24 protein-coding genes are annotated in these 26278 nt (G+C 51.6%); 5 read left to right on the top strand and 19 right to left on the bottom strand.

The window, feature by feature from the left end:
- Window positions 1–3 precede the first annotated feature (3 nt).
- The 4 genes from nagK to lolC are packed head-to-tail and all read right to left on the bottom strand — an operon-like array spanning window position 4 to window position 4081.
- Window positions 4–915: an N-acetylglucosamine kinase gene (nagK, locus tag ACJHXA_RS00840; protein WP_000291270.1), complete on the bottom strand. Its 912-nt coding sequence runs from the start codon at window positions 913–915 to the stop codon at window positions 4–6.
- 28 nt (window positions 916–943) lie between these two features.
- Entirely contained in the window at window positions 944–2188 is a 1245-nt protein-coding gene (lolE, locus tag ACJHXA_RS00835; RefSeq protein WP_001251350.1) for a lipoprotein-releasing ABC transporter permease subunit LolE, read from the bottom strand.
- A complete protein-coding gene (gene lolD / locus ACJHXA_RS00830; protein WP_001033694.1) occupies window positions 2188–2889 on the bottom strand; it encodes a lipoprotein-releasing ABC transporter ATP-binding protein LolD in 702 nt (233 codons plus the stop codon). Before lolD ends, lolE begins: the two co-directional genes overlap by 1 nt.
- Window positions 2882–4081: a lipoprotein-releasing ABC transporter permease subunit LolC gene (gene lolC, locus ACJHXA_RS00825; RefSeq protein ID WP_000284714.1), complete on the bottom strand. Its 1200-nt coding sequence runs from the start codon at window positions 4079–4081 to the stop codon at window positions 2882–2884. The genes lolD and lolC overlap by 8 nt, the downstream gene beginning before the upstream one ends.
- A gap of 261 nt (window positions 4082–4342) precedes the next feature.
- Between lolC and ACJHXA_RS00820 the strand changes: the two genes are divergently transcribed.
- The 3 genes from ACJHXA_RS00820 to ldtC all read left to right on the top strand — a co-directional run bounded on the left by ACJHXA_RS00820 (window position 4343) and on the right by ldtC (window position 10096).
- Window positions 4343–5416 carry an acyltransferase family protein gene (locus ACJHXA_RS00820; RefSeq protein WP_000810276.1) on the top strand — a complete coding sequence of 358 codons (1074 nt, stop codon included), beginning with the start codon at window positions 4343–4345 and terminating at the stop codon, window positions 5414–5416.
- Window positions 5417–5543: 127 nt separating this feature from the next.
- Window positions 5544–8990 carry a transcription-repair coupling factor gene (gene mfd, locus ACJHXA_RS00815; RefSeq protein WP_001307119.1) on the top strand — a complete coding sequence of 1149 codons (3447 nt, stop codon included), beginning with the start codon at window positions 5544–5546 and terminating at the stop codon, window positions 8988–8990.
- 143 nt (window positions 8991–9133) lie between these two features.
- Window positions 9134–10096 (top strand): L,D-transpeptidase LdtC, encoded by a 963-nt coding sequence (gene ldtC, locus ACJHXA_RS00810; RefSeq protein WP_001300895.1) that lies wholly within the window; start codon window positions 9134–9136, stop codon window positions 10094–10096.
- Window positions 10097–10178: 82 nt separating this feature from the next.
- On the opposite strand, the gene bhsA is transcribed toward ldtC, so the two are convergent.
- The gene (gene bhsA / locus ACJHXA_RS00805; protein WP_000800153.1) at window positions 10179–10436 is read right to left on the bottom strand and encodes a multiple stress resistance protein BhsA; all 258 of its coding nucleotides are present in this window, start codon (window positions 10434–10436) and stop codon (window positions 10179–10181) included.
- 240 nt (window positions 10437–10676) lie between these two features.
- Between bhsA and comR the strand changes: the two genes are divergently transcribed.
- Window positions 10677–11309 carry a TetR family copper-responsive transcriptional repressor ComR gene (gene comR, locus ACJHXA_RS00800; RefSeq protein WP_000179805.1) on the top strand — a complete coding sequence of 211 codons (633 nt, stop codon included), beginning with the start codon at window positions 10677–10679 and terminating at the stop codon, window positions 11307–11309.
- Between the two features lie 61 nt (window positions 11310–11370).
- Here comR and ACJHXA_RS00795 read toward each other — a convergent pair whose 3' ends face one another.
- The 8 genes from ACJHXA_RS00795 to hinT form a co-directional block, all read right to left on the bottom strand.
- Window positions 11371–11910 carry a glycine zipper 2TM domain-containing protein gene (locus tag ACJHXA_RS00795; RefSeq protein ID WP_001043459.1) on the bottom strand — a complete coding sequence of 180 codons (540 nt, stop codon included), beginning with the start codon at window positions 11908–11910 and terminating at the stop codon, window positions 11371–11373.
- Between the two features lie 226 nt (window positions 11911–12136).
- Entirely contained in the window at window positions 12137–13441 is a 1305-nt protein-coding gene (gene ndh, locus ACJHXA_RS00790; protein ID WP_000211045.1) for an NADH-quinone dehydrogenase, read from the bottom strand.
- A 407-nt stretch (window positions 13442–13848) separates the two neighbouring features.
- Window positions 13849–14391, bottom strand: a complete 543-nt coding sequence (ycfP, locus tag ACJHXA_RS00785) for an alpha/beta hydrolase YcfP (RefSeq protein ID WP_000587933.1) — start codon at window positions 14389–14391, stop codon at window positions 13849–13851.
- Window positions 14392–14413: 22 nt separating this feature from the next.
- Entirely contained in the window at window positions 14414–15439 is a 1026-nt protein-coding gene (gene nagZ / locus ACJHXA_RS00780) for a beta-N-acetylhexosaminidase (RefSeq protein ID WP_000529331.1), read from the bottom strand.
- Between the two features lie 10 nt (window positions 15440–15449).
- A complete protein-coding gene (gene thiK, locus ACJHXA_RS00775) occupies window positions 15450–16274 on the bottom strand; it encodes a thiamine kinase (protein WP_001116551.1) in 825 nt (274 codons plus the stop codon).
- Entirely contained in the window at window positions 16255–16896 is a 642-nt protein-coding gene (gene lpoB / locus ACJHXA_RS00770) for a penicillin-binding protein activator LpoB (protein ID WP_000164439.1), read from the bottom strand. The genes thiK and lpoB overlap by 20 nt, the downstream gene beginning before the upstream one ends.
- 13 nt (window positions 16897–16909) lie before the next feature.
- Window positions 16910–17287: a YcfL family protein gene (locus tag ACJHXA_RS00765; RefSeq protein WP_001225279.1), complete on the bottom strand. Its 378-nt coding sequence runs from the start codon at window positions 17285–17287 to the stop codon at window positions 16910–16912.
- A 2-nt stretch (window positions 17288–17289) separates the two neighbouring features.
- Window positions 17290–17649, bottom strand: coding sequence for a purine nucleoside phosphoramidase (gene hinT, locus ACJHXA_RS00760; RefSeq protein ID WP_000807125.1), 360 nt, complete (start codon window positions 17647–17649; stop codon window positions 17290–17292).
- Window positions 17650–17982: 333 nt separating this feature from the next.
- Between hinT and fhuE the strand changes: the two genes are divergently transcribed.
- Window positions 17983–20172 carry a ferric-rhodotorulic acid/ferric-coprogen receptor FhuE gene (gene fhuE, locus ACJHXA_RS00755; RefSeq protein WP_000953467.1) on the top strand — a complete coding sequence of 730 codons (2190 nt, stop codon included), beginning with the start codon at window positions 17983–17985 and terminating at the stop codon, window positions 20170–20172.
- A gap of 59 nt (window positions 20173–20231) precedes the next feature.
- Here the strand turns inward: fhuE and ptsG are convergent, their stop codons facing one another.
- The 6 genes from ptsG to pabC all read right to left on the bottom strand — a co-directional run bounded on the left by ptsG (window position 20232) and on the right by pabC (window position 26234).
- Window positions 20232–21665 (bottom strand): PTS glucose transporter subunit IIBC, encoded by a 1434-nt coding sequence (gene ptsG, locus ACJHXA_RS00750; RefSeq protein ID WP_000475719.1) that lies wholly within the window; start codon window positions 21663–21665, stop codon window positions 20232–20234.
- 294 nt (window positions 21666–21959) lie between these two features.
- The gene (locus ACJHXA_RS00745; RefSeq protein WP_000480245.1) at window positions 21960–22757 is read right to left on the bottom strand and encodes a metal-dependent hydrolase; all 798 of its coding nucleotides are present in this window, start codon (window positions 22755–22757) and stop codon (window positions 21960–21962) included.
- Between the two features lie 10 nt (window positions 22758–22767).
- Window positions 22768–23772 carry a DNA polymerase III subunit delta' gene (gene holB / locus ACJHXA_RS00740; RefSeq protein ID WP_001267931.1) on the bottom strand — a complete coding sequence of 335 codons (1005 nt, stop codon included), beginning with the start codon at window positions 23770–23772 and terminating at the stop codon, window positions 22768–22770.
- Window positions 23769–24410, bottom strand: coding sequence for a dTMP kinase (tmk, locus tag ACJHXA_RS00735; protein WP_001257000.1), 642 nt, complete (start codon window positions 24408–24410; stop codon window positions 23769–23771). The genes holB and tmk overlap by 4 nt, the downstream gene beginning before the upstream one ends.
- A complete protein-coding gene (gene yceG / locus ACJHXA_RS00730; RefSeq protein ID WP_000756838.1) occupies window positions 24400–25422 on the bottom strand; it encodes a cell division protein YceG in 1023 nt (340 codons plus the stop codon). The genes tmk and yceG overlap by 11 nt, the downstream gene beginning before the upstream one ends.
- Window positions 25423–25424: 2 nt before the next feature.
- Window positions 25425–26234, bottom strand: coding sequence for an aminodeoxychorismate lyase (pabC, locus tag ACJHXA_RS00725; protein ID WP_000478706.1), 810 nt, complete (start codon window positions 26232–26234; stop codon window positions 25425–25427).
- Window positions 26235–26278 lie beyond the last annotated feature (44 nt).

Genomic DNA, 26278 nt, shown 5'->3' with positions numbered 1-26278 from the left:
TGTTTAATCGGTTAGATGTAGGAAGGCCGCACCACGCATTCCTCCCGCATCACCGTGGCGCGCGCGTTCAATGCGCGGAACACGAGCTACAGGTAAGAGATGACGAGGCAGCCTGTCCGCCAGTTGCGTTGTGATTGCCGGGAAATTCGATAAGCCACCACCAATGACGACCAGGTCAGGGTCAACAATGGTCAGGATATTTCCCAGACAAACCGCTAATAAATCCAGATAACGCTCAACGTGCGCCCTTGCCTGCTCATCGCCTTGATCATAAAGCGCAATAATTTCGGGAGCCTGCAACGGTTGATGATAATAGTGTTGATACAGCCACGCAAAACCGCGACCAGACAGATAATTTTCAATGCAGCCATGCTGACCACAGCCGCAGCGGCGTAACGGGAAATCCAACCCCATCATGGTTAACGCATCAACCGGCAGACGCATATGGCCAAACTCGCCGGTAATGTAGCTTTTACCGGTAATCGGTTTGCCGTTGAAAATCAGCCCGCCGCCAACGCCGGTGCCGAGAATCAACCCCATCACCAGTGGATATTGAGTAAATTCATCATCCCAGGCTTCTGAAAGGGCAAAACAGTTGGCATCGTTATCAAGGCGTACATCGCGATCAAGACGTGCGCTCAGGTCGGCACGCAGCGGTTTACCGCTGGCAGCGGGGACATTGGCGGCATACAGCGTACCATCTTCTGTTTCCGGCATTCCCGGAATACCGATGCCGACAGAACCTTTACAGCCAAAACGTTGGTCAGCTTCAGCTACCAGCTCACACACTGCATCTAAAAATGCGTCATAGCTGTCACGCGGTGTCGGCACCCGCTTTTCCCACTGCAACTGCCGACCGCTATCAAACACGCCAAGCGCAATTTTTGTTCCACCAATATCAAACCCGTAATACATTGCCGCTCCTTGTTTTAATGTACTGCCTTTACTGGCCGCTAAGGACTCGCGCAGGGTCAATATTACTGGCGCGCCGCGCCGGATACCAACTTGCCAAAAGACTCAGCAACAATGCTGTGACCAGTACGTAGAAGACGTCCAGCCAGTGCAATTCCGATGGCAGGAAATCAATAAAATAGATATCGCTGGAGAGGAACTGATGACCGATCAACTTTTCAATCCACTCAATAATCGGGGTAAGTTGCAGTGAAACCACCACACCGATAATCACCCCACACAGGCTGCCGAACAGCCCTGCCAGCAATCCATACCAGACAAAGATGGCGCGAATTAAACCATCTTTCGCCCCCAGCGTTCTTAATACTGCGATATCGCCACTCTTGTCTTTCACCGCCATCACTAAGGTGGAGACGATGTTGAAACAGGCCACGCCAATCACCAGTACCATCGCCAGATACATAATGGCGCGGATCATCTGGATATCGCGATACATATAGCCGTAAGTACCAATCCAACTTTTAATATAAACATAGCTGTTGGTCACTTCACCCGCATCGCGTACCAGCTTATTGGCGTTGAAAACATCCGTCATTTTAAGGGCAATACCTGACACGCTGGAACCCATATCAAGATATTGTTGGGCATCCGCCAGCGGGATCATGGCAAAACTGTGATCGAGTTGACCACTCAACTGCAAAATACCGGCAACGTGCAAACGCACACGTTTTGGCTGCATCAGTTTATGCTCGGGATTCGAGTTGGGGATCATAATCGACACCCAATCCCCCTGCTTCACTTTCAGCGCATCCGCCACGCCTTTGCCGATGATAATTTGCTGTTCGCCCGCTTTAAAATTGCGCCACGCATCGCCCTGGACAAACGAGGGTAATGCGCTCAGACGCTGTTCCTGTTGCGGGTTAACGCCCTTCACCTGGATTGCGCGAAGATTCACGCCACTTTCCACCAGCCCGGTGAAATTGATATACGGCGCGGCAGCGGCAATACCCGGCACTTTTTGCACGTGATCCAGTGCTTCCTGCCAGTTAGTCCACGGCTGATCCACCGCCTCGATTTCACCATGCGGCACCACCGCCAGAATACGGTTGTTCAGTTCGCGTTCAAAGCCGTTCATCGCGCTTAAGCCGACGATCAATACCGCCACGCCGAGGGCAATGCCAATGGTAGAAATAACGGAGATCAGCGACACCATGCCGCCGCGCCGCCGTCCGCGACTAAAACGCAGGCCAATTAATAACGATAAAGGCATCGCCATTACTCCGCCCCCATCAGGCTCAGTTCCGCCGTCAGACGACCATCACGCATTTCTAACTGGCGGCTCATACGTTTCGCCAGTTGCAGGTCGTGAGTAACCACCAGGAAGGCGGTGCCCTGCAAGCGATTCAATTCCCCAAGCAACTGGAAGATGCTGTCGGCGTTACGCGCATCGAGGTTACCGGTAGGTTCATCCGCCAGTACCAGGCGCGGGTTATTCACCAGCGCACGGGCAATCGCCACACGCTGGCGTTCGCCGCCAGAAAGTTCAGATGGGCGGTGATTCGCACGATGATCCAGCCCCACCGCTTTTAACATCTCAAGTGCACGGCTGTTGATTTCAGCGGGCTTTTTCTTGCCAATCAGCAGCGGCATAGCCACGTTTTCCAGGGCGGTAAAATCCGGCAGCAGGTGGTGAAACTGATAAATAAAGCCCAGCTTCTGGTTGCGCAGCTCTGCTTTCGCCGCCGAAGACAGTTTGCTCATCGGTTGACCGTTAAAGATCACATCGCCGGAGGTTGGCGTATCCAGCCCGCCCAACAAGTGCAGCAAGGTGCTTTTACCGGAACCAGAGCTACCGACGATCGCCATCATTTCACCTTCGCCGACGCTGAAACTGACATTGTGCAGCACATCGGTTTGCACACTGCCTTCCTGATAGCGTTTGCACAGGTTGTCGCATTGCAACAGGATCTTATTCATAACGTAAAGCCTCAGCGGGTTGAGTGGCGGCAGCGCGCCATGAAGGGTAAAGCGTAGACAGCAGCGCGATAGCCATCGCCACCAGCGCAATAACAATGACCTGTAAAGGTTCGATAGCGACCGGCAGCGCCGCGCCATCAAGCAGGACGCCGATTATCGGCATCAGATTATTTAACTGGCTGGCAAGCAGGGCGCCAAGCGCCGCTCCGAGGATCGCACCGATAATCCCGGCGCTGGCCCCTTGCACCATAAAGACCATCATGATTTGTCGCGGAGTTAAGCCTTGCGTTTGCAGGATCGCTACTTCGCCCTGCTTCTCCATTACCATCAGCCCTAGTGAGGTAATAATGTTAAACGCCGCAACGGCGACAATCAGGCTCAGCAGTAAACCCATCATATTTTTTTCCATGCGTACGGCCTGGAACAACTCGCCTTTACGATCACGCCAGTCCTGCCATTTGCTGCCTTCAGGCAGTTTTTGCTGACTTAATGAGTCGACTTTCAGCGGCTCATCCAGCCACAAACGCCAGCCGGTAATATTGCCTGCCGGATAACGCATCAGACGCGAGGCATCCTCAATATTCACCAGCATTTCATAGCCATCGACTTCACTGTTGGCGGCGAAAGTGCCAATCACATTGAACAGGCGCTGGCTTGGAATACGCCCCATCGGCGTGAACTGGCTGGCAGATGGTACCATCACGCGGATTTGATCACCGCGATTAACGCCTAGCTGTGAGGCAAGTTGTTCGCCGAGGATGACATTATATTTCCCCGGCTCGAGGTCAGTTTGTTTCACATTGACCAGATACGGTGTAAGTGGATCTTTTTGCGCCGGGTCGATACCGAGCATCACCCCGACCGCCACGCTGCGCGCGCTTTGCAGTACCACATCACCGGTAGTAATAGGTGCGACGCGATTAACGCCGTCCAGTTTGACTGCCGTTTCCGGGAGTTGCTGCGGGTTAAGAGAGCCATGCTCAGAAGAGAGAATTGCCTGTGGCATCAGGCCAAGGATGTTGTTTTGCAGCTCGCGCTCAAAGCCGTTCATCACTGACAATACTGTGACCAGCGCCATCACCCCGAGGGTAATGCCGATGGTAGAAAGCCAGGAGACGAAACGACCGAAGCGATCCGCTGCACGCCCACGCATGTAACGCAGGCCAATAAATAGAGCGACAGGTTGGTACATGAAATCCGTCTGGTTGCTGTAGCAAAGACACGAGTATATAAGCGAAAGCAAGATGGGTAAACGTCTGAACTGTAAGTGATCGTCAGGGCTAATCTGAAAAGCCCCCGTGAATCAATCGGCTAAATTGCCATGTTTTATCATCAATCTTGCCGCCTGATCTTAATCTGAAAAATCATCCAATACAGACAGATACCCATTACACATAGGGTCATAACCCGCAGGATCAACCGCATGTAAATTAAAAAAGAGCGTGTTGTCCTGATGAAACAAAAAGAGCTATGGATTAACCAGATCAAAGGGTTATGTATTTGTCTGGTGGTGATTTATCACTCGGTCATTACCTTTTATCCGCATCTGACCACTTTTCAGCATCCGTTATCGGAAGTCCTGAGCAAATGCTGGATCTATTTCAATCTTTACCTTGCACCCTTTCGTATGCCGGTTTTTTTCTTTATTTCCGGCTATTTGATTCGCCGCTATATCGACAGCGTACCGTGGGGAAATTGTCTCGATAAACGCATCTGGAGCATCTTTTGGGTGCTGGCGCTTTGGGGCGTGGTGCAGTGGCTGGCGTTAAGTGCGCTTAACCAGTGGCTGGCACCTGAGCGCGATTTAAGCAACGCTTCCAATGCCGCGTATGCCGATTCCACCGGTGAGTTCCTGCACGGGATGATCACAGCCAGCACCAGCTTGTGGTATCTGTATGCGTTAATTGTCTATTTCGTGGTATGTAAAATTTTTAGCCGTCTGGCGCTGCCACTATTCGCCTTGTTTGTACTGCTGAGTGTGGCGGTTAATTTCGTTCCCACGCCGTGGTGGGGAATGAACAGTGTGATCCGCAATTTGCCTTATTACAGCCTTGGCGCATGGTTTGGCGCAACATTAATGACCTGTGTTAAAGAGGTGCCGTTGCGCCGCCATCTGCTGATGGCTTCTTTGCTTACCGTTCTGGCGGTCGGTGCCTGGTTGTTTACTATCTCGCTGCTGTTGTCGCTGGTATCGATTGTGGTGATCATGAAGCTGTTTTATCAATACGAGCAACAATTCGGTATGCGCTCCACCAGCCTGCTGAATGTGATTGGCTCCAACACCATTGCTATCTACACCACCCATCGCATTCTGGTTGAAATATTCAGCTTAACTCTGCTTGCGCAAATGAACGCAGCACGCTGGTCGCCGCAAGTCGAACTGACACTCCTGCTGGTTTATCCCTTTGTCAGTTTGTTCATCTGTACTGTTGCGGGCTTGCTGGTAAGAAAACTTTCACAGCGTGCATTCAGCGATCTGTTGTTCTCCCCGCCTTCACTGCCCGCTGCCGTCAGTTACTCCCGCTAAGCCATCGCCCCAGCCGGGGCGATTCAATTTGCTAAACCATGTCGATTACGGATAATGAACAGCATTGCTTATCAGAGATATGCCCCCATATGTTGAGGCATATCCTAACGAGAATCTGACAACCGTTATGCCTGAACAATATCGTTATACGCTGCCCGTCAAAGCGGGTGAGCAGCGTCTGCTGGGCGAGTTAACCGGCGCAGCCTGTGCAACGCTGGTAGCGGAAATTGCCGAACGTCACGCCGGTCCGGTGGTACTCATTGCACCAGATATGCAAAATGCTCTGCGTTTGCATGATGAAATCAGCCAGTTCACCGATCAGATGGTGATGAATCTGGCGGACTGGGAAACTCTTCCCTACGACAGTTTTTCGCCTCATCAGGACATTATCTCCTCGCGCCTTTCCACCCTTTACCAGCTACCGACGATGCAGCGTGGCGTACTGATTGTTCCGGTGAATACGCTTATGCAGCGCGTTTGCCCACACAGTTTTCTCCACGGTCATGCGCTGGTGATGAAAAAAGGTCAGCGCCTGTCACGAGATGCATTACGAACCCAACTGGACAGCGCCGGTTATCGCCATGTTGACCAGGTGATGGAGCACGGCGAATACGCCACGCGCGGCGCGTTGCTGGATCTCTTCCCGATGGGGAGTGAGCTGCCTTATCGTCTTGATTTCTTTGATGATGAAATCGACAGCCTGCGGGTGTTTGACGTCGACAGCCAGCGCACGCTGGAGGAAGTAGAAGCGATCAATCTGCTGCCCGCGCACGAATTTCCGACCGATAAAGCGGCAATTGAACTGTTCCGCAGCCAGTGGCGCGATACCTTCGAAGTGAAGCGCGATCCGGAACATATTTACCAGCAAGTGAGTAAAGGCACATTACCTGCCGGGATCGAGTACTGGCAGCCATTGTTCTTCAGCGAACCACTGCCGCCGCTGTTCAGTTATTTCCCTGCCAATACCTTGCTCGTGAATACTGGCGATCTGGAAACCAGTGCCGAACGTTTCCAGGCTGACACGCTGGCGCGTTTTGAGAATCGCGGCGTCGATCCGATGCGCCCGCTGTTGCCACCACAATCGCTCTGGCTGCGGGTGGACGAGCTCTTCTCAGAGCTGAAAAACTGGCCCCGGGTGCAGCTAAAAACTGAACATTTACCGACAAAAGCCGCGAATGCCAATTTAGGTTTCCAGAAACTGCCAGACCTGGCCGTTCAGGCGCAACAAAAAGCGCCGCTGGATGCGCTGCGTAAGTTCCTCGAGACTTTCGACGGTCCGGTGGTGTTCTCGGTAGAAAGTGAAGGTCGCCGTGAAGCGCTGGGTGAACTGCTCGCACGAATTAAAATTGCTCCGCAACGCATTATGCGTCTTGATGAAGCCAGCGACCGTGGGCGTTATCTGATGATTGGCGCTGCCGAACATGGTTTTGTCGATAAGGTGCGTAATCTGGCGCTGATCTGCGAAAGCGATCTGCTCGGTGAACGTGTTGCCCGCCGTCGTCAGGATTCTCGCCGCACCATCAACCCCGATACACTGATCCGTAACCTTGCGGAGCTGCATATTGGTCAGCCGGTGGTCCATCTGGAGCACGGTGTCGGGCGCTATGCCGGAATGACCACGCTCGAAGCGGGCGGCATTACTGGCGAGTATTTGATGCTCACCTATGCCAACGACGCCAAACTGTATGTTCCGGTGTCGTCACTGCATCTGATTAGCCGTTACGCAGGTGGCGCGGAAGAAAACGCCCCGCTGCATAAACTTGGCGGCGATGCGTGGTCACGCGCGCGGCAGAAAGCGGCGGAAAAAGTGCGTGATGTGGCGGCGGAATTGCTGGATATCTACGCGCAACGCGCCGCCAAAGAGGGCTTCGCGTTTAAACACGATCGTGAGCAGTATCAGTTGTTCTGCGACAGCTTCCCGTTTGAAACCACGCCGGATCAGGCGCAGGCCATTAATGCGGTACTTAGCGACATGTGTCAGCCGCTGGCAATGGATCGTCTGGTGTGCGGCGATGTTGGCTTTGGTAAAACAGAAGTGGCGATGCGCGCCGCTTTCCTGGCAGTAGATAACCACAAGCAGGTGGCGGTGTTGGTGCCTACCACCCTTCTCGCGCAGCAGCATTACGACAACTTCCGCGACCGTTTCGCCAACTGGCCGGTACGTATCGAAATGATCTCCCGTTTCCGCAGCGCCAAAGAGCAGACGCAAATCCTTGCGGAAGTGGCGGAAGGGAAAATCGATATTCTGATCGGTACGCACAAACTGCTGCAAAGTGACGTCAAGTTTAAAGATTTAGGCCTGCTGATTGTCGATGAAGAACACCGCTTCGGGGTGCGTCATAAAGAGCGTATTAAAGCGATGCGCGCGAACGTGGATATTCTGACGCTTACTGCAACGCCGATCCCACGTACGCTGAATATGGCAATGAGCGGAATGCGTGACCTGTCGATTATCGCCACGCCGCCCGCCCGTCGTCTGGCAGTTAAAACCTTTGTCCGTGAGTATGACAGCCTGGTGGTCCGGGAGGCGATCCTGCGTGAAATTTTGCGCGGAGGACAGGTTTATTATCTCTACAATGATGTGGAAAACATTCAGAAAGCCGCCGAACGGCTGGCAGAACTGGTGCCAGAAGCGCGGATCGCCATCGGTCACGGGCAGATGCGCGAGCGCGAACTGGAACGGGTGATGAATGATTTCCATCATCAACGTTTCAACGTGCTGGTTTGTACCACCATTATCGAAACCGGGATCGACATCCCGACAGCCAACACCATTATCATTGAACGTGCGGATCACTTCGGTCTGGCGCAGCTGCACCAGTTACGCGGTCGCGTCGGACGTTCGCATCATCAGGCATATGCATGGTTGCTGACACCGCATCCAAAAGCGATGACTACCGATGCACAAAAACGTCTTGAAGCGATTGCCTCGCTGGAAGATCTCGGGGCAGGTTTTGCGCTGGCAACGCACGATCTGGAGATTCGCGGCGCGGGTGAACTGCTTGGCGAAGAACAAAGTGGCTCAATGGAAACCATCGGTTTCTCGCTGTATATGGAGTTGCTGGAAAACGCCGTCGATGCACTGAAATCCGGACGCGAGCCGTCGCTGGAAGATCTCACCAGCCAGCAAACAGAAGTCGAGCTGCGGATGCCGTCGCTATTGCCAGATGATTTCATTCCTGACGTGAATACGCGTTTGTCGTTCTATAAACGTATTGCCAGCGCCAAAACGGAAAACGAACTGGAAGAGATCAAAGTCGAGCTTATCGATCGCTTCGGCCTGCTGCCGGATCCGGCGCGTACCCTGCTGGATGTTGCCCGTCTGCGCCAGCAAGCGCAGAAACTGGGGATCAGGAAGCTGGAAGGTAATGAGAAAGGCGGGGTGATCGAATTTGCCGAGAAGAATCACGTTAATCCGGCCTGGTTGATTGGTTTGCTGCAAAAACAGCCGCAGCATTACCGCCTTGATGGTCCGACGCGCCTGAAATTTATTCAGGATTTGAGTGAGCGGAAAACGCGTATCGAATGGGTACGCCAGTTTATGCGTGAACTGGAAGAGAACGCGATCGCTTAATGGTAAATCGGGGGCGTTTCTGCGCCCCCATCTGCAACATTTACAAATTCTTTGCACTTCCCTGCACTATCCGACACTGTCACCATCCATAATTCAGGCTTATCTGTTTATTACAATAACCTTATATTTATTATGGATTTTTGGTGATGATCAAAACGCGTTTTTCTCGCTGGCTAACGTTTTTTACGTTCGCCGCTGCCGTGGCGCTGGCGCTACCGGCAAAAGCCAACACCTGGCCGCTGCCGCCAGCGGGCAGTCGTCTGGTTGGCGAAAACAAATTTCATGTGGTGGAAAATGACGGTGGTTCTCTGGAAGCCATCGCCAAAAAATATAACGTCGGCTTTCTCGCTCTGTTACAGGCTAACCCTGGCGTTGATCCTTACGTACCGCGCGCGGGTAGCGTGTTAACGATCCCGTTGCAAACCCTACTTCCAGATGCGCCGCGCGAAGGCATTGTGATCAATATTGCGGAGCTGCGTCTCTATTACTACCCGCCGGGTAAAAATTCGGTAACCGTGTATCCAATAGGTATTGGTCAGTTAGGTGGTGACACGCTGACACCGACAATGGTGACCACCGTTTCAGACAAACGTGCAAACCCAACCTGGACGCCAACGGCAAACATCCGCGCCCGTTATAAAGCACAGGGAATTGAGTTGCCTGCGGTAGTGCCGGCTGGACCGGATAACCCAATGGGCCATCATGCGATTCGTCTGGCGGCCTATGGCGGCGTTTATTTGCTTCACGGTACGAACGCCGATTTCGGCATTGGCATGCGGGTAAGTTCTGGCTGTATTCGTCTGCGGGATGACGATATCAAAACACTCTTTAGCCAGGTCACCCCAGGCACCAAAGTGAATATCATCAACACTCCGATAAAAGTCTCTGCCGAACCAAACGGTGCGCGTCTGGTTGAAGTACATCAGCCGCTGTCAGAGAAGATTGATGACGATCCGCAGCTGCTGCCAATTACGCTGAATAGCGCAATGCAATCATTTAAAGATGCAGCACAAACTGACGCTGAAGTGATGCAACATGTGATGGATGTCCGTTCCGGGATGCCGGTGGATGTCCGCCGTCATCAAGTGAGCCCACAAACTCTGTAAATCCTGGATAAAAAAAATCCCCGCGACACGGCATGTCGCGGGGAAAAAATCAGCAGTAGCAGGCATTAATGAGGGTTAATGCTTATTTATAAATTACTGCTGTTCCATGGAGGGTATTCGGACCGGTTACAGAAGTAATACGGAAAGATTTTGCGCCCATCTCATCCGCTTTTTGCGCCAGCTGCTCTTCCAGCGATCCCAGATTTGTCCCCGCGTTAGCACTGATTGTACCGACTTTTTGTTGGCCTTCTGGCGTTGACTGAACTTCGACAGCCGCAAAGCTGGCAAATGACATGGAGCTTAAAATCGCCGCAGCGATGAGGGTTTTTACGTTTTTCATAATAGTGGCCTTATGCAGATGAATGACGTCGCAAGCAATTACTTAACGATCGATAACTAAATGATAGATGTGATCTGGATCACATACAAGATATTTTTTATAACAATCATTAATTAATTTAAAAATCTTTAAATTTCAGTTAAATAGAAAGCAATTATTTTTATGGGATCTGGACTGGTGAACGGAGGTGATTATTTTTATAATAACCTTTCATTCACAGTCACCAGGTACAACGGCATCATGGCAACTGACTCAACACAATGTGTAAAAAAAAGCCGTGGCCGCCCAAAAGTGTTCGACAGGGATGCCGCGCTTGATAAGGCCATGAAATTGTTCTGGCAACACGGTTATGAAGCGACTTCTCTTGCGGACCTCGTCGAAGCGACCGGAGCCAAAGCGCCCACGCTATACGCGGAATTTACCAACAAAGAGGGGTTATTTCGTGCCGTTCTCGACCGCTATATCGATCGTTTTGCCGCTAAGCATGAAGCACAGCTGTTTTGTGAAGAGAAAAGCGTGGAGTCTGCGCTGGCTGACTATTTTGCTGCCATCGCCAACTGCTTTACCAGCAAAGACACCCCGGCAGGCTGCTTCATGATCAACAACTGCACCACCCTCTCCCCAGATTCAGGAGATATCGCCAATACGTTGAAATCACGCCATGCGATGCAAGAGCGCACTTTGCAGCAGTTTTTATGTCAACGACAAGCGCGCGGGGAAATCCCGACCCACTGTGACGTGACACATCTGGCAGAATTCCTTAATTGTATTATTCAGGGGATGTCGATCAGCGCACGCGAAGGTGCATCGCTGGAAAAACTAATGCAGATTGCCGGAACGACTTTGCGTTTATGGCCCGAACTGGTGAAATAAGTCGCAAAAAAAGCCCCTCAGCCTGAGCGAATGAGGGGCCAAATTGCAGAGTACAGCCTTGTTATACTTTGTTATTCAAAATCAGTTGCCCATTACTATCTAGCGGGATCTGCGTACCCGGATCGCGGTCCATGCGGATTTTGCCCTGCTGATCGCCAATCTTATAGGTCACATCATAACCGAGCATTTTTTCTGACTTGTCATACACCGTTTTACAACGCTGTTGCGTAGTCGTGTAAGTATCGCTTTCCTGGAGAGAGCCCTGGATCTGGTTACCGGCATATCCACCACCCAGCGCCCCCACAACAGTGGCGACATCTTTACCACGACCACCACCAAACTGATGCCCTATCACGCCGCCAGCAACAGCGCCGAGCACCGACCCGGTAATGCGATTTTCATCCTGCACCGGTCGACGATGGGTCACTGTGACGTTGCGACACTCCTGACGCGGTGTTTTAACCGTTTCCTTGATTGGGGTTGCAGAAACAACCTGAGCGTATTGCGGGCCCCGTTCAAACACGTTCAGACTGGCCACTGCCGCTACGCCCAGCGCAGCTGCGACACCAATCCCGATACCCGCCAACATTGATTTATTCACGGGAACACCTCCTTCTTTGCAGTTATGCCAATCATGCAAGCGAAGGAGAAAAGCAGCTATCAGACAGAAGATGAAAAGCGCGGGAATGGCTGGAAATACTTAAGGATTCGGAGGAGTCTGAAGGAATGCCTGATGCGACGCTTAACGCGTCTTATCAGGCCTACCGCTCGTACCATTTGTCCAGGGCGGATGAGGCGTTTATGCCACATCCGCCAGTGTACGTCGATTAATGCAACTTCAAACGCGGACGGATAACGCGGTTAATACTCCCCACCAGCATCATTAATCCGGTTTTAAAGTAACCATGCAGCGCAATCTGATGCATTCGGTATAGCGAGATATATACAAAGCGCGCAATTCGTCCTTCAATCATCATTGAGCCGCGCGTCAGGTTACCCATCAGGCTACCGACGGTGGAGAAGTTCGACAGCGATACCAGCGAACCATGATCTTTATACTGATAATTTTTCAGCGGCTTACCGTTCATCTGCGCCAGTATGTTGTTCATTGCGCAAGTCGCCATCTGGTGTGCAGCCTGAGCACGCGGCGGAACAAAGCCCCCTTCCGGACGCGGGCATGACGCGCAGTCGCCAATAGCGTAAATGTCTGGATCGCGGGTGGTTTGCAGCGTCGGTTCCACCACCAGCTGGTTGATACGGTTAGTTTCAAGACCACCGATATCTTTCAGGAAGTCTGGCGCTTTGATCCCGGCTGCCCACACCATCAGATCAGCCTCAATATATTCGCCATCTTTAGTGTGCAGGCCGCCTTCATCAGCACTGGTGACCATGGTTTGCGTCAGCACGCGAACGCCAAGTTTCGTTAGCTCGTTGTGGGCCGCAGCAGAGATACGTGGCGGTAATGCAGGCAAAATACGTTCTCCCGCTTCTACCAGCGTTACGTTCAGGGCTTCGTTGGTCAGGCCTTTGTAACCGTAGCTGTGCAGTTGCTTGACCGCGTTGTGCAATTCAGCGGAGAGTTCTACACCCGTCGCGCCGCCGCCGACAATCGCAATGTTCACTTTGCCATTTGCGCCCAGGTTGGCGGAGTATTTCAGGAAGAGATTCAGCATCTCCTGGTGAAAGCGACGCGCCTGGTGCGGGTTATCGAGGAAAATGCAGTTCTCTTTGACACCTGGCGTATTGAAATCGTTAGAGGTGCTACCCAGCGCCATTACCAGGGTGTCATAGGCGATTTTACGTTCCGGAACCAGCAGTTCACCTTTCTCATCGCGCAGTTCTGCAATAGTGATTGTTTTCGCTTCACGATCAATATCAATGACCGAACCCAGCTGGAACTGGAAACCATGATTGCGCGCATGGGCCAGATAGCTCAACGCATCGACGCCTTCATCAAGCGAGCCAGTCGCCACTTCGTGCAGCAGCGGTTTCCACAGGTGGCTGTGGTTACGATCGACCAGCGTAATTTTGGCTTTTTTCTTACGTCCCAGCTTATGCCCCAGCTGTGTTGCCATTTCCAGCCCACCAGCACCGCCGCCGACAATCACAATCTTTTTCAATGGCGTAGTCAACGTGACCCCCTTAAATTTATTAACCAATTGTTAATTAATGGTTATTAACATAGCTCTTAATTAACAACAGGTTACAGCAATGAAAATGTTCTTCGCTATTGAGAATAACATGAATGGTGCATTGGTCATACCAAAATTGATGTTAATCAAGTTTTGTTGCTGAAAAGATAGGCGACTTTACCGGGTGAGATCAAAAAATAGAGTTTATTGTTTATTATTTGAGCAAATTCGGAAGAGTAATATAGGGTGAAGCGTATATCGAGGGCGTTTGGTCGTCCTGATAAGATGCGCAGCATCGCATCAGGCATTGATGCTCGACTGTCGGATGCGGCGTGGACGCCTTATCCGACTTACAGAATTCGGAGCGCATCAGGTACCGGTAAGGTTACCTGATGCGACGAGGGCATTTACCCGAGGGTTTTGAACGCTTTAATGCGCTGTAAATGCGGGGAGATATTCTTGAATTTGTGCGTCTGCTCTTCGTCCCAGACAATCTCGTAATAATGATGCAACTCTTCAGATGTCCGCTGGCTGTTAAGTGCTTCATCATTACGCGACAAAATAACCAGACAACGATCGCGATTCTTCTCGCGGAAGTTGGTCACACACTTAGTGGCAATATCGGCATACTCTTCCGGGCGATCAATCTTGCCTTCCATGTTCTCATAAGGGAACAAATTAGGGTTGAAGATCACCTGGCGGATATCGCAAAGAAAACCAATCCGTTCCGCCCAGTATCCGCCCAGGCCAACGCCGCAAATTAGCGGACGCTCGTCAACGTTCAGTTGCAACATTTTGTCCACTTCTTTAAGCAGATGCTGCATATCATGTTTCGGATGCCGCGTACTGTAGCTTATCAAGCGTACATCCGGGTCAATAAACTGCAATTGTAAGACTTTCTCGTGGTTACCCGGACTGTTAGAGTCAAAACCGTGTAAATAGATAATCATCGCTTCCTCACATAAGCCAGGGTTAGTGACCTGCTTTCTCTTCCTGCCAGCGTTCGTGTAACTGATTCAGACGGGTGCTGATCGCTTTCCAGCGAGCCGAGTCCATCAGTTCCTGTCGCGAAAATGAACCTTTATGATACAAACGTGTAACACGTTCTGCCTTGATCGGTGACAGATTATCTAACACGCTGACGGCCCCTTTACGATTATTGCAGACCAGGATCATATCGCAACCCGCATCCAGTGATGCCTGCCCGCGTTCGGCATAACTGCCCATAATCGCGGCACCTTCCATCGATAAATCGTCAGAGAAAATCACGCCGTCAAAACCCAGTTCCTGACGCAAAACGGTTTTCAGCCAGTAGGGAGAACCGCTCGCCGGACGCGGATCAACATCACTGTAGATCACATGCGCAGGCATAATGGCGTCGAGTTTATTTTCGCGGATTAAGGAACTGAAGACCGACATATCTTTAGCGCGAATCTCCGCTTGTGGACGTGGATCGCACGGTGTTTCTTTGTGTGAGTCTGCCGTTACTGCACCGTGTCCTGGGAAGTGTTTCCCGGTCGTTTTCATTCCGGCTTCATGCATACCATCAATAAACCGGCTGGCAATTGCCAGGGCTTTTTGTGGATCGGCATGATAAGAACGCTCGCCAATCGCCGCGCTGATATGCCCGACATCCAGCACTGGCGCAAAGCTGATATCAATATCCATAGCGATCATTTCGCTGGCCATCAGCCAACCCGCCTCTTGCGCCAGTTTGCCGCCCTCTTCCATTCCTGACAGCGCAGCGAATGATTGCGCCGCTGGCAAGCGGGTAAAACCTTCACGAAAACGCTGCACGCGTCCACCTTCCTGATCTACCGCCACCACCAGATGATTGCGCGAAGCTGCGCGGATCTGGCGCACCAGTTCACGTAACTGGGCAGGATCATGATAGTTACGCGTAAAGAGAATCAGCCCTCCCACCAGCGGATGCGCAAGTATTTCACGCTCTTCCGCGTCCAGTTCGTAACCTTTGACATCCAACATTACTGGACCCACACTGCTCTCCTTATTGTTTTATTAATAGCTGCCGCCAGGTGTCATCGGCCAGCCTGATAAATTGTTGATCGCCGGTTTGTCGCCAGCGGTACTCAAACCACCCTGCTTTGAGCATCAGCAGCCAGGGAAACCATCGCCTGACCTGACGCCATAATTGCGCCGGATAAATCTTCGCGCGAGTGGCATAGTCATTGACCAATTGCCGGTGCTGTTCAGTATTTTCCACCCACACCGCCGCCAGTTCCAGCGCGATATCACCATCTCCGGCATACTCCCAGTCGATGAGTTTTAACCCTGACGCGCTATGCACTAAATTTCCGGCGTGGACATCCATATGCAATGGACTTAAGCGTAAAGGCCGTGGTTCCCGCGCTTTGCGCAGACGTTTTAACATTCGCAGCCAACCCACTGTCCGCCGCGCCGGATCGCTTTGCTGCCAGTACAGTTCCAGTAACGGCAACAGCGTTATTCGCCAGCCAAAACGTGGTTGTTGATGTAGATAATACAGCAAGCCTGCCAGTTCGTTGGTATCCGGCAAATACGTTTTTACCGCGCCGGGCAGATAGTCGACTACCATCCAGTCACGGAGATATAAATGCGGCTTCGGTGCAATGCTTGCGGGTAGTTGTGATAAAGCCCGATACTGGCGCAAGAACGCGGACTGCGGCGCATCAGGATCGTGCGGCTGACGCACAACAAAACGCTGGCCCTGATGTTCAATGAGAAAACTCCCGCCACTAAGCCCACTATTAAACGTCGTGACGGGATGAAACTGCGGGAAAAAGCGCGACAGCAATTCGTCGCGCATGATGGGATTATTGCTGCGAAACGGCACCTTTACCTGACCAGATAATTTCGCCCGTCTGCACCAGCATCAGCTGCATTTGTAGGGTCGGAGCGTTAACGTTGCCAGAGGCGCTGGAGTACAGCACGTAATGAGCGCCGACATTGCGGGCAATGCCTATGGCTTTACTACGGGTACCTAAACTGTCCTGCGGCGACAAACCTAACTGTTGCTTAGCCATCGACAGCTGCTGGGCGGAAACCAGTGTAAATTTCCCGTTATTAGCCAGCGCATTTCGCAGCGTTTCGGTCGCTTCTGCGGCATTCAGCGAACCGTTAGTACGGTTGTTAACGCTATCAACCAGCAGGACGCTACCCGCAGTCACCCCGTCAGCCCCAAGCATCTTACTGACCATCGGCTGCATTGCGCCATTCCAGTCATAATGGCGAATATGCGGCGCAGGCGGTGCCGTTTGATCTTCGTGCTCAATTGGGCCTGGCTGCTGCGGGATCGTCGGCACCGAGGGCACTGTGGGGACAGGCTGTTGTGGCTCGGCTGGTTGTTCCGGCGCTGGTTTCACTTCTTCTACCGGTGCAGGTTCACGTTGCCCCACACACCCGGCGAGAAACATCGCCAGCGCGGTAATCAAGGCGTAGCGACTCATTTTTGTCATCAAGATTCACCCCTTACAAATATAGATAAAGTCTGACTTTGTGCGCCCCCAGAAAATTGGCGCTGCCGTACAGCGTTACCGCCGAATGTGCGGGAATGCTAACGCTGCGTGGCCTTTCCAGAGGATGCATCTCCAGCCCTCTGGCGTCATACCAGTAAAAACGATAATGAACGGTAACGGGTTCTTGCCTTTCGTTATAAAGCGTTGAGGATGCTGAAGGTTGAATATCAGACGTCGAAAGGACGGGCTTTTCTGCACTGATGCCCGCAGCCAATAAAGATGACTCCATCACCAGCGATTGCTCATCATTCACCGGAATTTCCGGATGTGAACGACAGCCCACCAGCAGTAACAACGCCAGAGACACCAGCCCAAAGCATCCTTTTCTCATCGTTACAGACCTTTATGCGCCAGCATTGGTCCCAGCGGACGGCCACCCAACAAGTGCATATGGATGTGGTAAACCTCTTGTCCGCCATGGCGGTTGGTATTCATGATCAGACGATAGCCATCTTCGGCAATACCTTCTTGCTCAGCAATTTTTGCCGCTACGGTGATCATGCGTCCCAGCGCCTGCTCATGCTCAGCTGAGACGTCGTTCACAGTCGGAATGAGGATATTCGGAATGATCAGAATATGCGTTGGCGCTTGCGGCGAAATATCGCGAAACGCCGTTACCAGATCATCCTGGTAGACGATATCGGAGGGGATCTCACGACGAATAATTTTGCTGAATATAGTTTCTTCTGCCACGACATTTTCCTTTTTCAAATAGCCATGCGTTGCGCCATGCTACGCCGCGCCACACTGCGAGTATAGAGTATGGTCGAGTTAAACCTGCTCTTTCAACCTTAACTCACGATTTCTTAAGCAAAAAATCGTTTTGCTGCCGTATATATCGCCATTATTCCCATTTCTGCCTGCGAATGCGCTGAAAAGACATTCTCTGTTTGGTTTACACGACAAATATGAATGCGTATATTTCTCATTTGCATTTACAAACAAAATTATTCGCACACTAAATATAATCGCTCATCACCCTCCTCCGGCATGAGCCTGACGACAACATAAACCAAGAGATTTCAAATGCTTTCAACACAATTTAACAGGGATAATCAATATCAAGCCATCACCAAACCGTCACTACTTGCCGGTTGCATAGCACTGGCACTATTACCTTCTGCCGCTTTTGCTGCACCAGCCACTGAAGAAACGGTGATTGTTGAGGGTTCAGCCACAGCTCCAGATGATGGCGAAAATGATTACAGCGTAACGTCTACCTCTGCGGGTACCAAAATGCAGATGACTCAACGTGATATTCCTCAGTCGGTCACTATTGTTAGCCAGCAGCGGATGGAAGATCAGCAGTTACAAACGCTGGGCGAAGTGATGGAAAACACGCAGGGGATCAGCAAAAGTCAGGCGGATTCCGATCGTGCTCTTTATTATTCCCGCGGATTCCAGATCGATAACTATATGGTTGATGGTATCCCCACCTATTTTGAATCGCGCTGGAATCTGGGCGACGCACTTTCTGATATGGCACTCTTTGAACGCGTAGAAGTAGTGCGTGGCGCGACAGGACTCATGACCGGGACGGGTAATCCATCTGCGGCAATTAATATGGTTCGAAAACACGCGACCAGTCGTGAATTTAAAGGCGATGTCTCGGCGGAATACGGTAGCTGGAACAAAGAACGGTATGTGGCGGATTTACAAAGCCCACTCACCGAAGACGGTAAAATCCGCGCGCGAATTGTCGGCGGCTACCAGAATAACGACTCATGGCTGGACCGCTACAACAGTGAAAAGACCTTCTTCTCGGGCATTGTCGATGCTGATTTAGGCGATCTTACGACGCTTTCAGCCGGTTACGAATATCAGCGCATTGATGTTAATAGCCCTACCTGGGGCGGTTTACCGCGCTGGAATACTGATGGCAGCAGCAACAGTTACGATCGTGCACGCAGTACCGCACCTGACTGGGCGTACAACGATAAAGAGATCAACAAGGTCTTTATGACCCTGAAGCAGCGGTTTGCTGATACCTGGCAAGCGACACTGAATGCCACCCACTCTGAAGTCGAATTTGACAGCAAAATGATGTATGTCGATGCCTATGTAAACAAAGCGGATGGTATGCTGGTTGGGCCATACAGTAATTATGGACCTGGCTTTGATTATGTCGGCGGCACCGGTTGGAACAGTGGCAAACGTAAAGTTGATGCGCTGGATTTGTTCGCTGACGGTAGTTATGAATTGTTTGGTCGTCAGCACAATCTAATGTTTGGTGGCAGTTACAGCAAACAAAACAATCGTTACTTCAGTTCATGGGCCAACATCTTCCCGGATGAAATTGGCAGTTTCTACAACTTTAATGGCAATTTCCCACAAACCGACTGGTCACCACAGAGCCTGGCGCAGGACGATACCACACATATGAAATCGTTATATGCTGCCACTCGTGTCACCCTTGCCGATCCGCTGCATCTGATCCTCGGCGCACGTTATACCAACTGGCGGGTTGATACGCTGACTTACAGCATGGAGAAAAACCACACCACGCCTTACGCTGGTCTGGTGTTTGACATCAATGACAACTGGTCGACCTACGCCAGCTATACCTCTATTTTCCAGCCGCAAAATGATCGTGACAGTTCAGGCAAATATCTGGCTCCAATCACCGGTAACAACTACGAGCTGGGTCTGAAATCGGACTGGATGAATAGCCGTCTGACCACCACGTTAGCCATCTTCCGTATTGAGCAGGATAATGTCGCTCAGTCCACCGGTACACCTATCCCCGGCAGCAACGGCGAAACCGCCTATAAAGCAGTGGATGGGACAGTCAGTAAAGGGGTGGAATTTGAACTCAACGGCGCAATTACCGACAACTGGCAGCTGACATTTGGCGCAACGCGCTATATTGCAGAGGATAACGAAGGAAACGCCGTTAATCCTAATCTGCCACGCACCACGGTTAAAATGTTCACCAGCTATCGGTTGCCTGTCATGCCAGAGTTGACAGTCGGCGGTGGTGTTAACTGGCAAAATCGCGTGTATACCGACACCGTGACACCGTATGGCACCTTCCGCGCCGAGCAAGGTAGCTACGCGCTGGTGGATCTCTTCACCCGCTACCAGGTGACGAAAAACTTCTCGTTACAGGGGAACGTCAATAACCTGTTCGACAAAACCTACGATACCAACGTGGAAGGTTCTATCGTCTACGGCGCACCGCGTAATTTCAGCATTACCGGCACGTATCAATTCTGAATAACACCTGTAAAAAAGGCAGCCATCTGGCTGCCTTAGTCTCCCCAACGTCTTACAGATTAGTGGTTACGGATGTACTCATCCATCTCGGTTTTCAGGTTATCGGATTTAGTACCGAAAATCGCCTGAACACCAGAACCAGCAACCACTACGCCCGCTGCGCCCAGTTTCTTCAGGCCGGCCTGATCCACTTTAGACACATCAGCAACGCTGACGCGCAGACGGGTAATACATGCGTCGAGGTTAGTAATGTTTTCTTTACCACCAAATGCAGCAACCAGAGCCGGTGCCATTTCGCTGGTACCTGTCGCTTTTGCATCTTCAGTCGCGTCTTCACGACCCGGCGTTTTCAGATCCAGTGCTTTAATCAGCACGCGGAAGATGGTGTAGTAAACAATCGCATAACCGATACCGACGATCGGGAACAGCCACAGTTTGCTGCTGTTACCAGACAGAACGATGAAGTCGATCAGACCGTGCGAGAACGACGTACCGTCACGCATCCCCAGAAGAATACAGATTGGGAATGCCAGGCCTGCCAGAATCGCGTGGATGATGTACAGGATCGGCGCAACGAACATGAAGGAGAACTCGATCGGCTCGGTGATACCGGTCAGGAACGAGGTCAGCGCCGCGGAGATCATAATACCGCCCACTTTCGCGCGGTTTTCTGGTTTAGCAGAGTGCCAGATAGCAATTGCGGCAGCTGGCAGACCGTACATTTTGAACAGGAAGCCACCAGACAGTTTACCCGCAGTCGGGTCACCCGCCATATAACGCGGAATGTCGCCGTGGAAAACCTGACCTGCTGCGTTGGTGTATTCACCAATCTGCATCTGGAAAGGTACGTTCCAGATGTGGTGCAGACCAAACGGTACCAGGCAACGTTCGATGAAACCGTAAATGCCAAACGCAACTACCGGGTTCTGGTAAGCAGCCCACTGAGAGAAGGTCTGGATTGCAGAACCAATCGGCGGCCAAATGAAGGACAGCACAACGCCAGTAAAGATGGCAGCCAGGCCAGAAATGATCGGCACAAAGCGTTTACCGGCAAAGAAGCCAAGATACTCAGGCAGCTTAATACGGTAGAAACGGTTAAACATGTACGCTGCGATCGCACCGGAGATAATCCCTCCGAGTACGCCAGTATCCGCCAGGTGTTTAGAGGCGATTTCTTCAGCAGGTAAATGCAGTACCAGTGGCGCAACCACGGCCATGGTTTTAACCATGATGCCATAGGCAACAACTGCGGCCAGCGCGGATACGCCATCGTTATTGGTAAAGCCGAGGGCGACACCGATCGCAAAAATCAGTGGCATGTTTGCAAAGACGGAACCGCCTGCTTCTGCCATAACATGCGATACAACGGCGGGCAGCCAGCTGAAATTCGCGGAACCGACGCCCAGCAGAATACCTGCGATAGGCAGTACGGATACCGGCAGCATCAGCGATTTACCGACCTTTTGCAGGTTAGCAAATGCATTCTTAAACATAATTGAGAGTGCTCCTGAGTATGGGTGCTTTTTTTACGTTCTCACGCGTGGCAAGGGGGGAGAGCCTCGCCGTGTACAGGGCATCTAAGCGCCCTTTATTTATTACACAGAGTAAAATAATTCAGTGCCAATTTGTTTGACGGCTATCACGTTTCAACTTCAGATCATTGGAGAAGTTGCACATTTTGACAAAACATATGTCACAATATTTCAAACGTGGTTATTCACCGCCCAATTTTCGGCGGTGAACTTTACTCGTTTTAGCCATTAATTACGAGCTTTAAAAAAACTCATTCAACGGATGGATTGAAGGCGGGAAGCGTCGATGTGAAACAGACGGGCGAAGTTATCGGTGGTTACCTGCGCCAGTTCTTCAACGGCAACACCTTTCAACACAGCCATGTATTCTGCAACGTCACGAACCATCGCAGGTTGATTCTCTTTTCCTCGATGCGGTACCGGCGCAAGGTAAGGTGAGTCAGTTTCCACCAGTAATCGATCCAGGGGGACATAACGCGCAGCATCGCGCAGTTGCTCCGCATTACGGAAGGTCACAATGCCGGAAAAGGAGATGTAAAATCCGAGATCCAGTAATTTACCCGCCGTTTCTCTGTCCTCTGTAAAACAGTGTAGTACGCCACCGCAATCCGTCACTTTTTCTTCGCGCAGAATTGCCAGCGTATCGGCACGGGCGTCACGGGTATGGACGATAACCGGCTTGTTCAGTTCACGACCAATCTGGATATGATGGATGAAGGACTCTTGCTGACGTACTTTAGTTTCCGGTGTGTAATAATAATCCAGCCCGGTTTCACCCAGCGCTACAACACCCTCTTCTGCCGCCAGACGGCGTAAATCTTCTACATCGTAGGGATCATTCTGGTTGAGTGGATGCACGCCACAAGAAAATACGACGTTGTCACGTTCGCCTACCAGATCCCGCATATGTAAATAACCCGGTAATGTTGTGGCGACTGCCAGACAAAATTTCACATCGCGTGCGGCGGCTTTCGCCAGAACGTCATCCACGTCCTTATGCAAAGATTCATAATCCAGACCATCGAGATGGCAGTGTGAGTCGACTAAAAACATGATGTCTCTCTTAAAGATGAGGAACCGGTAGCACAACGCCCGGTTGCAGGTAATGCTCAATACGCAGTAAAAGATCGGTGATGAGAAGCTCGCGGTTGATGCCTGTAACAGACATTAACTGTTCACGAATGTGGCAAACATCCCCCAGTATAGCCTGCAGGCGCGAGGGAGAAAGATGGTTTGCCAGTTCGGCGACCAGGCCCGGCACATCAACATTAGTCACCTGCGCAGCACCATGATGGCGTTTTAGCGCATCCATCAGCAACGTTGCCAGCCAGTGTAAACGCGCCGGAGCTTGTTCATGATTAAGGGCCGCTAGCAGCGAATACCAGTCGCCCGATGGCACGCTATATGCCAACGCCTGACACAATGTTTCACGAGCCTGCCAGTTATCTCCCTGAAACAACGCCAGTGCCGCGCCAGGCGAACCGGCGCTTAAGCGCAATGCGGCAAGTAATGCATCCTGTGACATTGTCACTTCGCGTGAAAGCCAGGTCACGGCGTACTGTTCCGGCGGCGGCGCAAGGTAATGTAACCGACAACGACTACGTAATGTTGCCAGTAAACGTTCAGGCTCGCGGGTAGCCAGGAAAAACCAGGTTTCTGCTGGTGGCTCTTCAAGCGTTTTCAGCAATGCGTTAGCCGCGGCGTCGGTCAGTAAGGCAGCATCGGTTACCCAGACAACTTTCGCACCACCTAAGCGTGCGTGCTCATTCAGCTTTTCGGTGACCTCACGTACCGCATCAATGCCCAGCATATTTTTCCCTTTTTCGGGAGCCAGGGTGTAGTAATCGGGATGCGTGCCAGCCTGCATCAACTGACATCCACGACAGTGACCGCAACTTTTGTGGCCCTGCGGTTGTTGGCAGAGTAAATAACGGCTCAGGGCGTAGATTAAAGCATCATCGCCCATGCCCGGTAACGCCTGAATGAGTAGCGCATGGTGACCTCTTCCGGCCTGATAGCTGGCTACCAGTTTTTCGAAATCAGGTCGTAACCATGGATACCATCTCATGCGTCCAACTCCTTAACCCAGTGGGTCACGGTAGTGCGGATTGCATCCATCACGGCCTCCAGCGGCTGGGTGGCATCAATGGTATGAATACTTTTATCTTGTGCAGCCAGTTCCAGATAGCGGGCGCGGGTGCGATTAAAGAAATCGAAAGACTCTTGCTCAATACGATCCAGCTCGCCGCGCGCACGCGCGCGTTTTAAGCCAACTTCCGGGGTAACATCGAGATAGAGCGTTAAGTCGGGGCGAAAATCCCCGAGAACAGCATCACGCAGTGTTGCCAGCATATGTTGGTCAATACCACGTCCTCCGCCCTGATACGCCTGAGTGGAGAGATCGTGGCGATCGCCAATCACCCAGGTGCCGTTAGCCAGAGCTGGTTTGATGACCGTTTCTACCAGTTGAACGCGCGCGGCATAAAACATCAGAACTTCGGCTTTATCGGTAATGACTTCATCGCCTACCGATTTGATATCCAGCACCAGGCTTCTTAACTTTTCGGCAAGTTGCGTACCGCCAGGTTCCCGAGTGAAAACCATGTCGCGGATACCCAGTTGCTCAAGCGTCTCAACCACCACATTACGCGCGGTAGTTTTGCCTGCGCCTTCCAGCCCCTCAATGACGATATACTTACTGCGCATTTTTTTCCTTAAGCACTTTCAGATAATCCTGCACAGACTTGTTATGGCTGGCAAGATTGGTATTAAACGTGTGACCACCTTTACCATCGGCCACAAAATAGAGATACGGCGTTTTTGCCGGATGCGCAGCAGCCTTCAGCGAATCCGCCCCCGGCGTAGCTATCGCACCCGGCGGCAAACCGGTAATGGTATAGGTGTTATACGCTGTCGGCGTTTCCAGGTCTGCACGAGAAAGTTTGCCATTATAACGCTCTCCCATCCCGTAAATCACGGTTGGGTCGGTCTGCAGGCGCATACCAATGCGTAAACGGTTGATAAATACCGAGGCAACCTGATCGCGTTCACTGGCAACGGCGGTTTCTTTTTCGATAATTGATGCCATCGTCACCAGCTGATTTTTATCTTTATAAGGCAGACCGTCCGCACGCCCTTCCCAGGCGCTATCGACCGCTTTCACCATTTTCTTGTGCGCTCGCTTGAGTAACGCGACATCGGTGGTATTGGCGGTATACATCCAGGTGTCTGGCCAGAACCAACCTTCAATCCACTCCGGGTTTTCCAGTTCAAGTGCCTGCGCTACGGTGGCGTACTTATCGTCGCTCAGCGTATGCTTGATATACGGGGCCTCACGCAATTGCTTGAGGTAATCGCTCAGACGCATCCCTTCTACCAGTCGCAGAGGGAACTGTGCTTCTTTACCGCTTTCCAGCAACTTCAGCATCTCGCGCACGGTCATCTGCGGTGTAAAGCGGTAAGTCCCGGCTTTAAAGTGAGAAAGATCCGGTTCGATACGCAGCAGCCATTGAAAAACCCGTGGGCGATTGATGATCTTATCAGCATAAAGCTGTTCACCGAGCGCCAGACGTCCGGTCCCTGGCTTCAGGGTAAATATCGTCTCTTCTTTGATAAGCAATTTGCTGTCGGCAAGATGGCGAACCTTCCAGACGCCCACACCAGCGGCGATACCCAGTACCACCAGCAATAACAAGATTATCAATAACACTTTTTTCATGACTAATTCGGGCGCTCACAAAGTGGGGCTAAATATTCATATAACGTTGCTGACGAAAAGGAGACATCGCCACAGGCACGTACGGGCATCACTGGCATTAACGCATTACAAATAACCATCTCATCTGCCTGCAACGCCTCTTCCAGAGAAGCTTGCACTTCGACAAGCTGATAAGAGGATTGTGCCAGCAAACGGATACAGAATTGTCGCATAATGCCGTTAACACCTGCCTGATCCAGTCGCGGCGTATAAACTACGTTGCCCTTCCGCCAGAACAAATTAGCCGCACAGCATTCCGTAACCCACCCTTCGCTGTCAAGGACCAGCGCCTCATCAGCGTTTGTCTGCTCAAGATGAGAGCGAATCAATACTTGCTCAAGACGATTGAGATGTTTAATACCTGCAAGATGAGGATTGCGCCCCAGCCGCACCGGGCTTAGCGCCAACGTCATCCCCTCGTTACGCAAACGGTCGTAATGTGCAGGATAAGCCGTAACGGAGAGAATCCGCGTTGCCGGTCCACTGTTCAATGTGCTGTACCCTCGCCCGCCACTACCGCGACTGATCACGACTTTCAGTACACCATTTTGCTGTTCTGCTGCAAGCGTTTTCATCTCTTGTTCAAGCTGTGGCCAGAAGTCACAGGAAATCATCAACCGCTGACAAGCATCCTGTAGTCGCTGGATATGCGCCGATAACAAACTGACTTTACCGTCGATAACTCTGGCGGTGGTAAAACAACCATCACCAAACTGCGTTGCCCGATCGCTTACTGCCAGCGATTCCTGCTTATAACCGTTAATTAAGAACATACCGGCTCCTTATCAGAGAATTGTTAGTGTGGCAGCATGTTCAC

The sequence above is a fragment of the Escherichia sp. WS33 genome (assembly GCF_046486385.1).
Classification (GTDB): Bacteria; Pseudomonadota; Gammaproteobacteria; order Enterobacterales; family Enterobacteriaceae; genus ECMA0423.
Note: the sequence above shows the minus strand (reverse complement) of the source record. Positions and strands in the feature narration are given on the sequence as shown.

Coding starts and splice junctions, on each gene's coding strand:
- nagK (WP_000291270.1), bottom strand. CDS start 915: ATGTATTACGGGTTTGATATTGGTGGAACAAAAATTGCGCTTGGCGTG.
- lolE (WP_001251350.1), bottom strand. CDS start 2,188: ATGGCGATGCCTTTATCGTTATTAATTGGCCTGCGTTTTAGTCGCGGA.
- lolD (WP_001033694.1), bottom strand. CDS start 2,889: ATGAATAAGATCCTGTTGCAATGCGACAACCTGTGCAAACGCTATCAG.
- lolC (WP_000284714.1), bottom strand. CDS start 4,081: ATGTACCAACCTGTCGCTCTATTTATTGGCCTGCGTTACATGCGTGGG.
- ACJHXA_RS00820 (WP_000810276.1), top strand. CDS start 4,343: ATGAAACAAAAAGAGCTATGGATTAACCAGATCAAAGGGTTATGTATT.
- mfd (WP_001307119.1), top strand. CDS start 5,544: ATGCCTGAACAATATCGTTATACGCTGCCCGTCAAAGCGGGTGAGCAG.
- bhsA (WP_000800153.1), bottom strand. CDS start 10,436: ATGAAAAACGTAAAAACCCTCATCGCTGCGGCGATTTTAAGCTCCATG.
- comR (WP_000179805.1), top strand. CDS start 10,677: ATGGCAACTGACTCAACACAATGTGTAAAAAAAAGCCGTGGCCGCCCA.
- ycfP (WP_000587933.1), bottom strand. CDS start 14,391: ATGATTATCTATTTACACGGTTTTGACTCTAACAGTCCGGGTAACCAC.
- lpoB (WP_000164439.1), bottom strand. CDS start 16,896: ATGACAAAAATGAGTCGCTACGCCTTGATTACCGCGCTGGCGATGTTT.
- ACJHXA_RS00765 (WP_001225279.1), bottom strand. CDS start 17,287: ATGAGAAAAGGATGCTTTGGGCTGGTGTCTCTGGCGTTGTTACTGCTG.
- fhuE (WP_000953467.1), top strand. CDS start 17,983: ATGCTTTCAACACAATTTAACAGGGATAATCAATATCAAGCCATCACC.
- ptsG (WP_000475719.1), bottom strand. CDS start 21,665: ATGTTTAAGAATGCATTTGCTAACCTGCAAAAGGTCGGTAAATCGCTG.
- ACJHXA_RS00745 (WP_000480245.1), bottom strand. CDS start 22,757: ATGTTTTTAGTCGACTCACACTGCCATCTCGATGGTCTGGATTATGAA.
- holB (WP_001267931.1), bottom strand. CDS start 23,772: ATGAGATGGTATCCATGGTTACGACCTGATTTCGAAAAACTGGTAGCC.
- tmk (WP_001257000.1), bottom strand. CDS start 24,410: ATGCGCAGTAAGTATATCGTCATTGAGGGGCTGGAAGGCGCAGGCAAA.
- yceG (WP_000756838.1), bottom strand. CDS start 25,422: ATGAAAAAAGTGTTATTGATAATCTTGTTATTGCTGGTGGTACTGGGT.
- pabC (WP_000478706.1), bottom strand. CDS start 26,234: ATGTTCTTAATTAACGGTTATAAGCAGGAATCGCTGGCAGTAAGCGAT.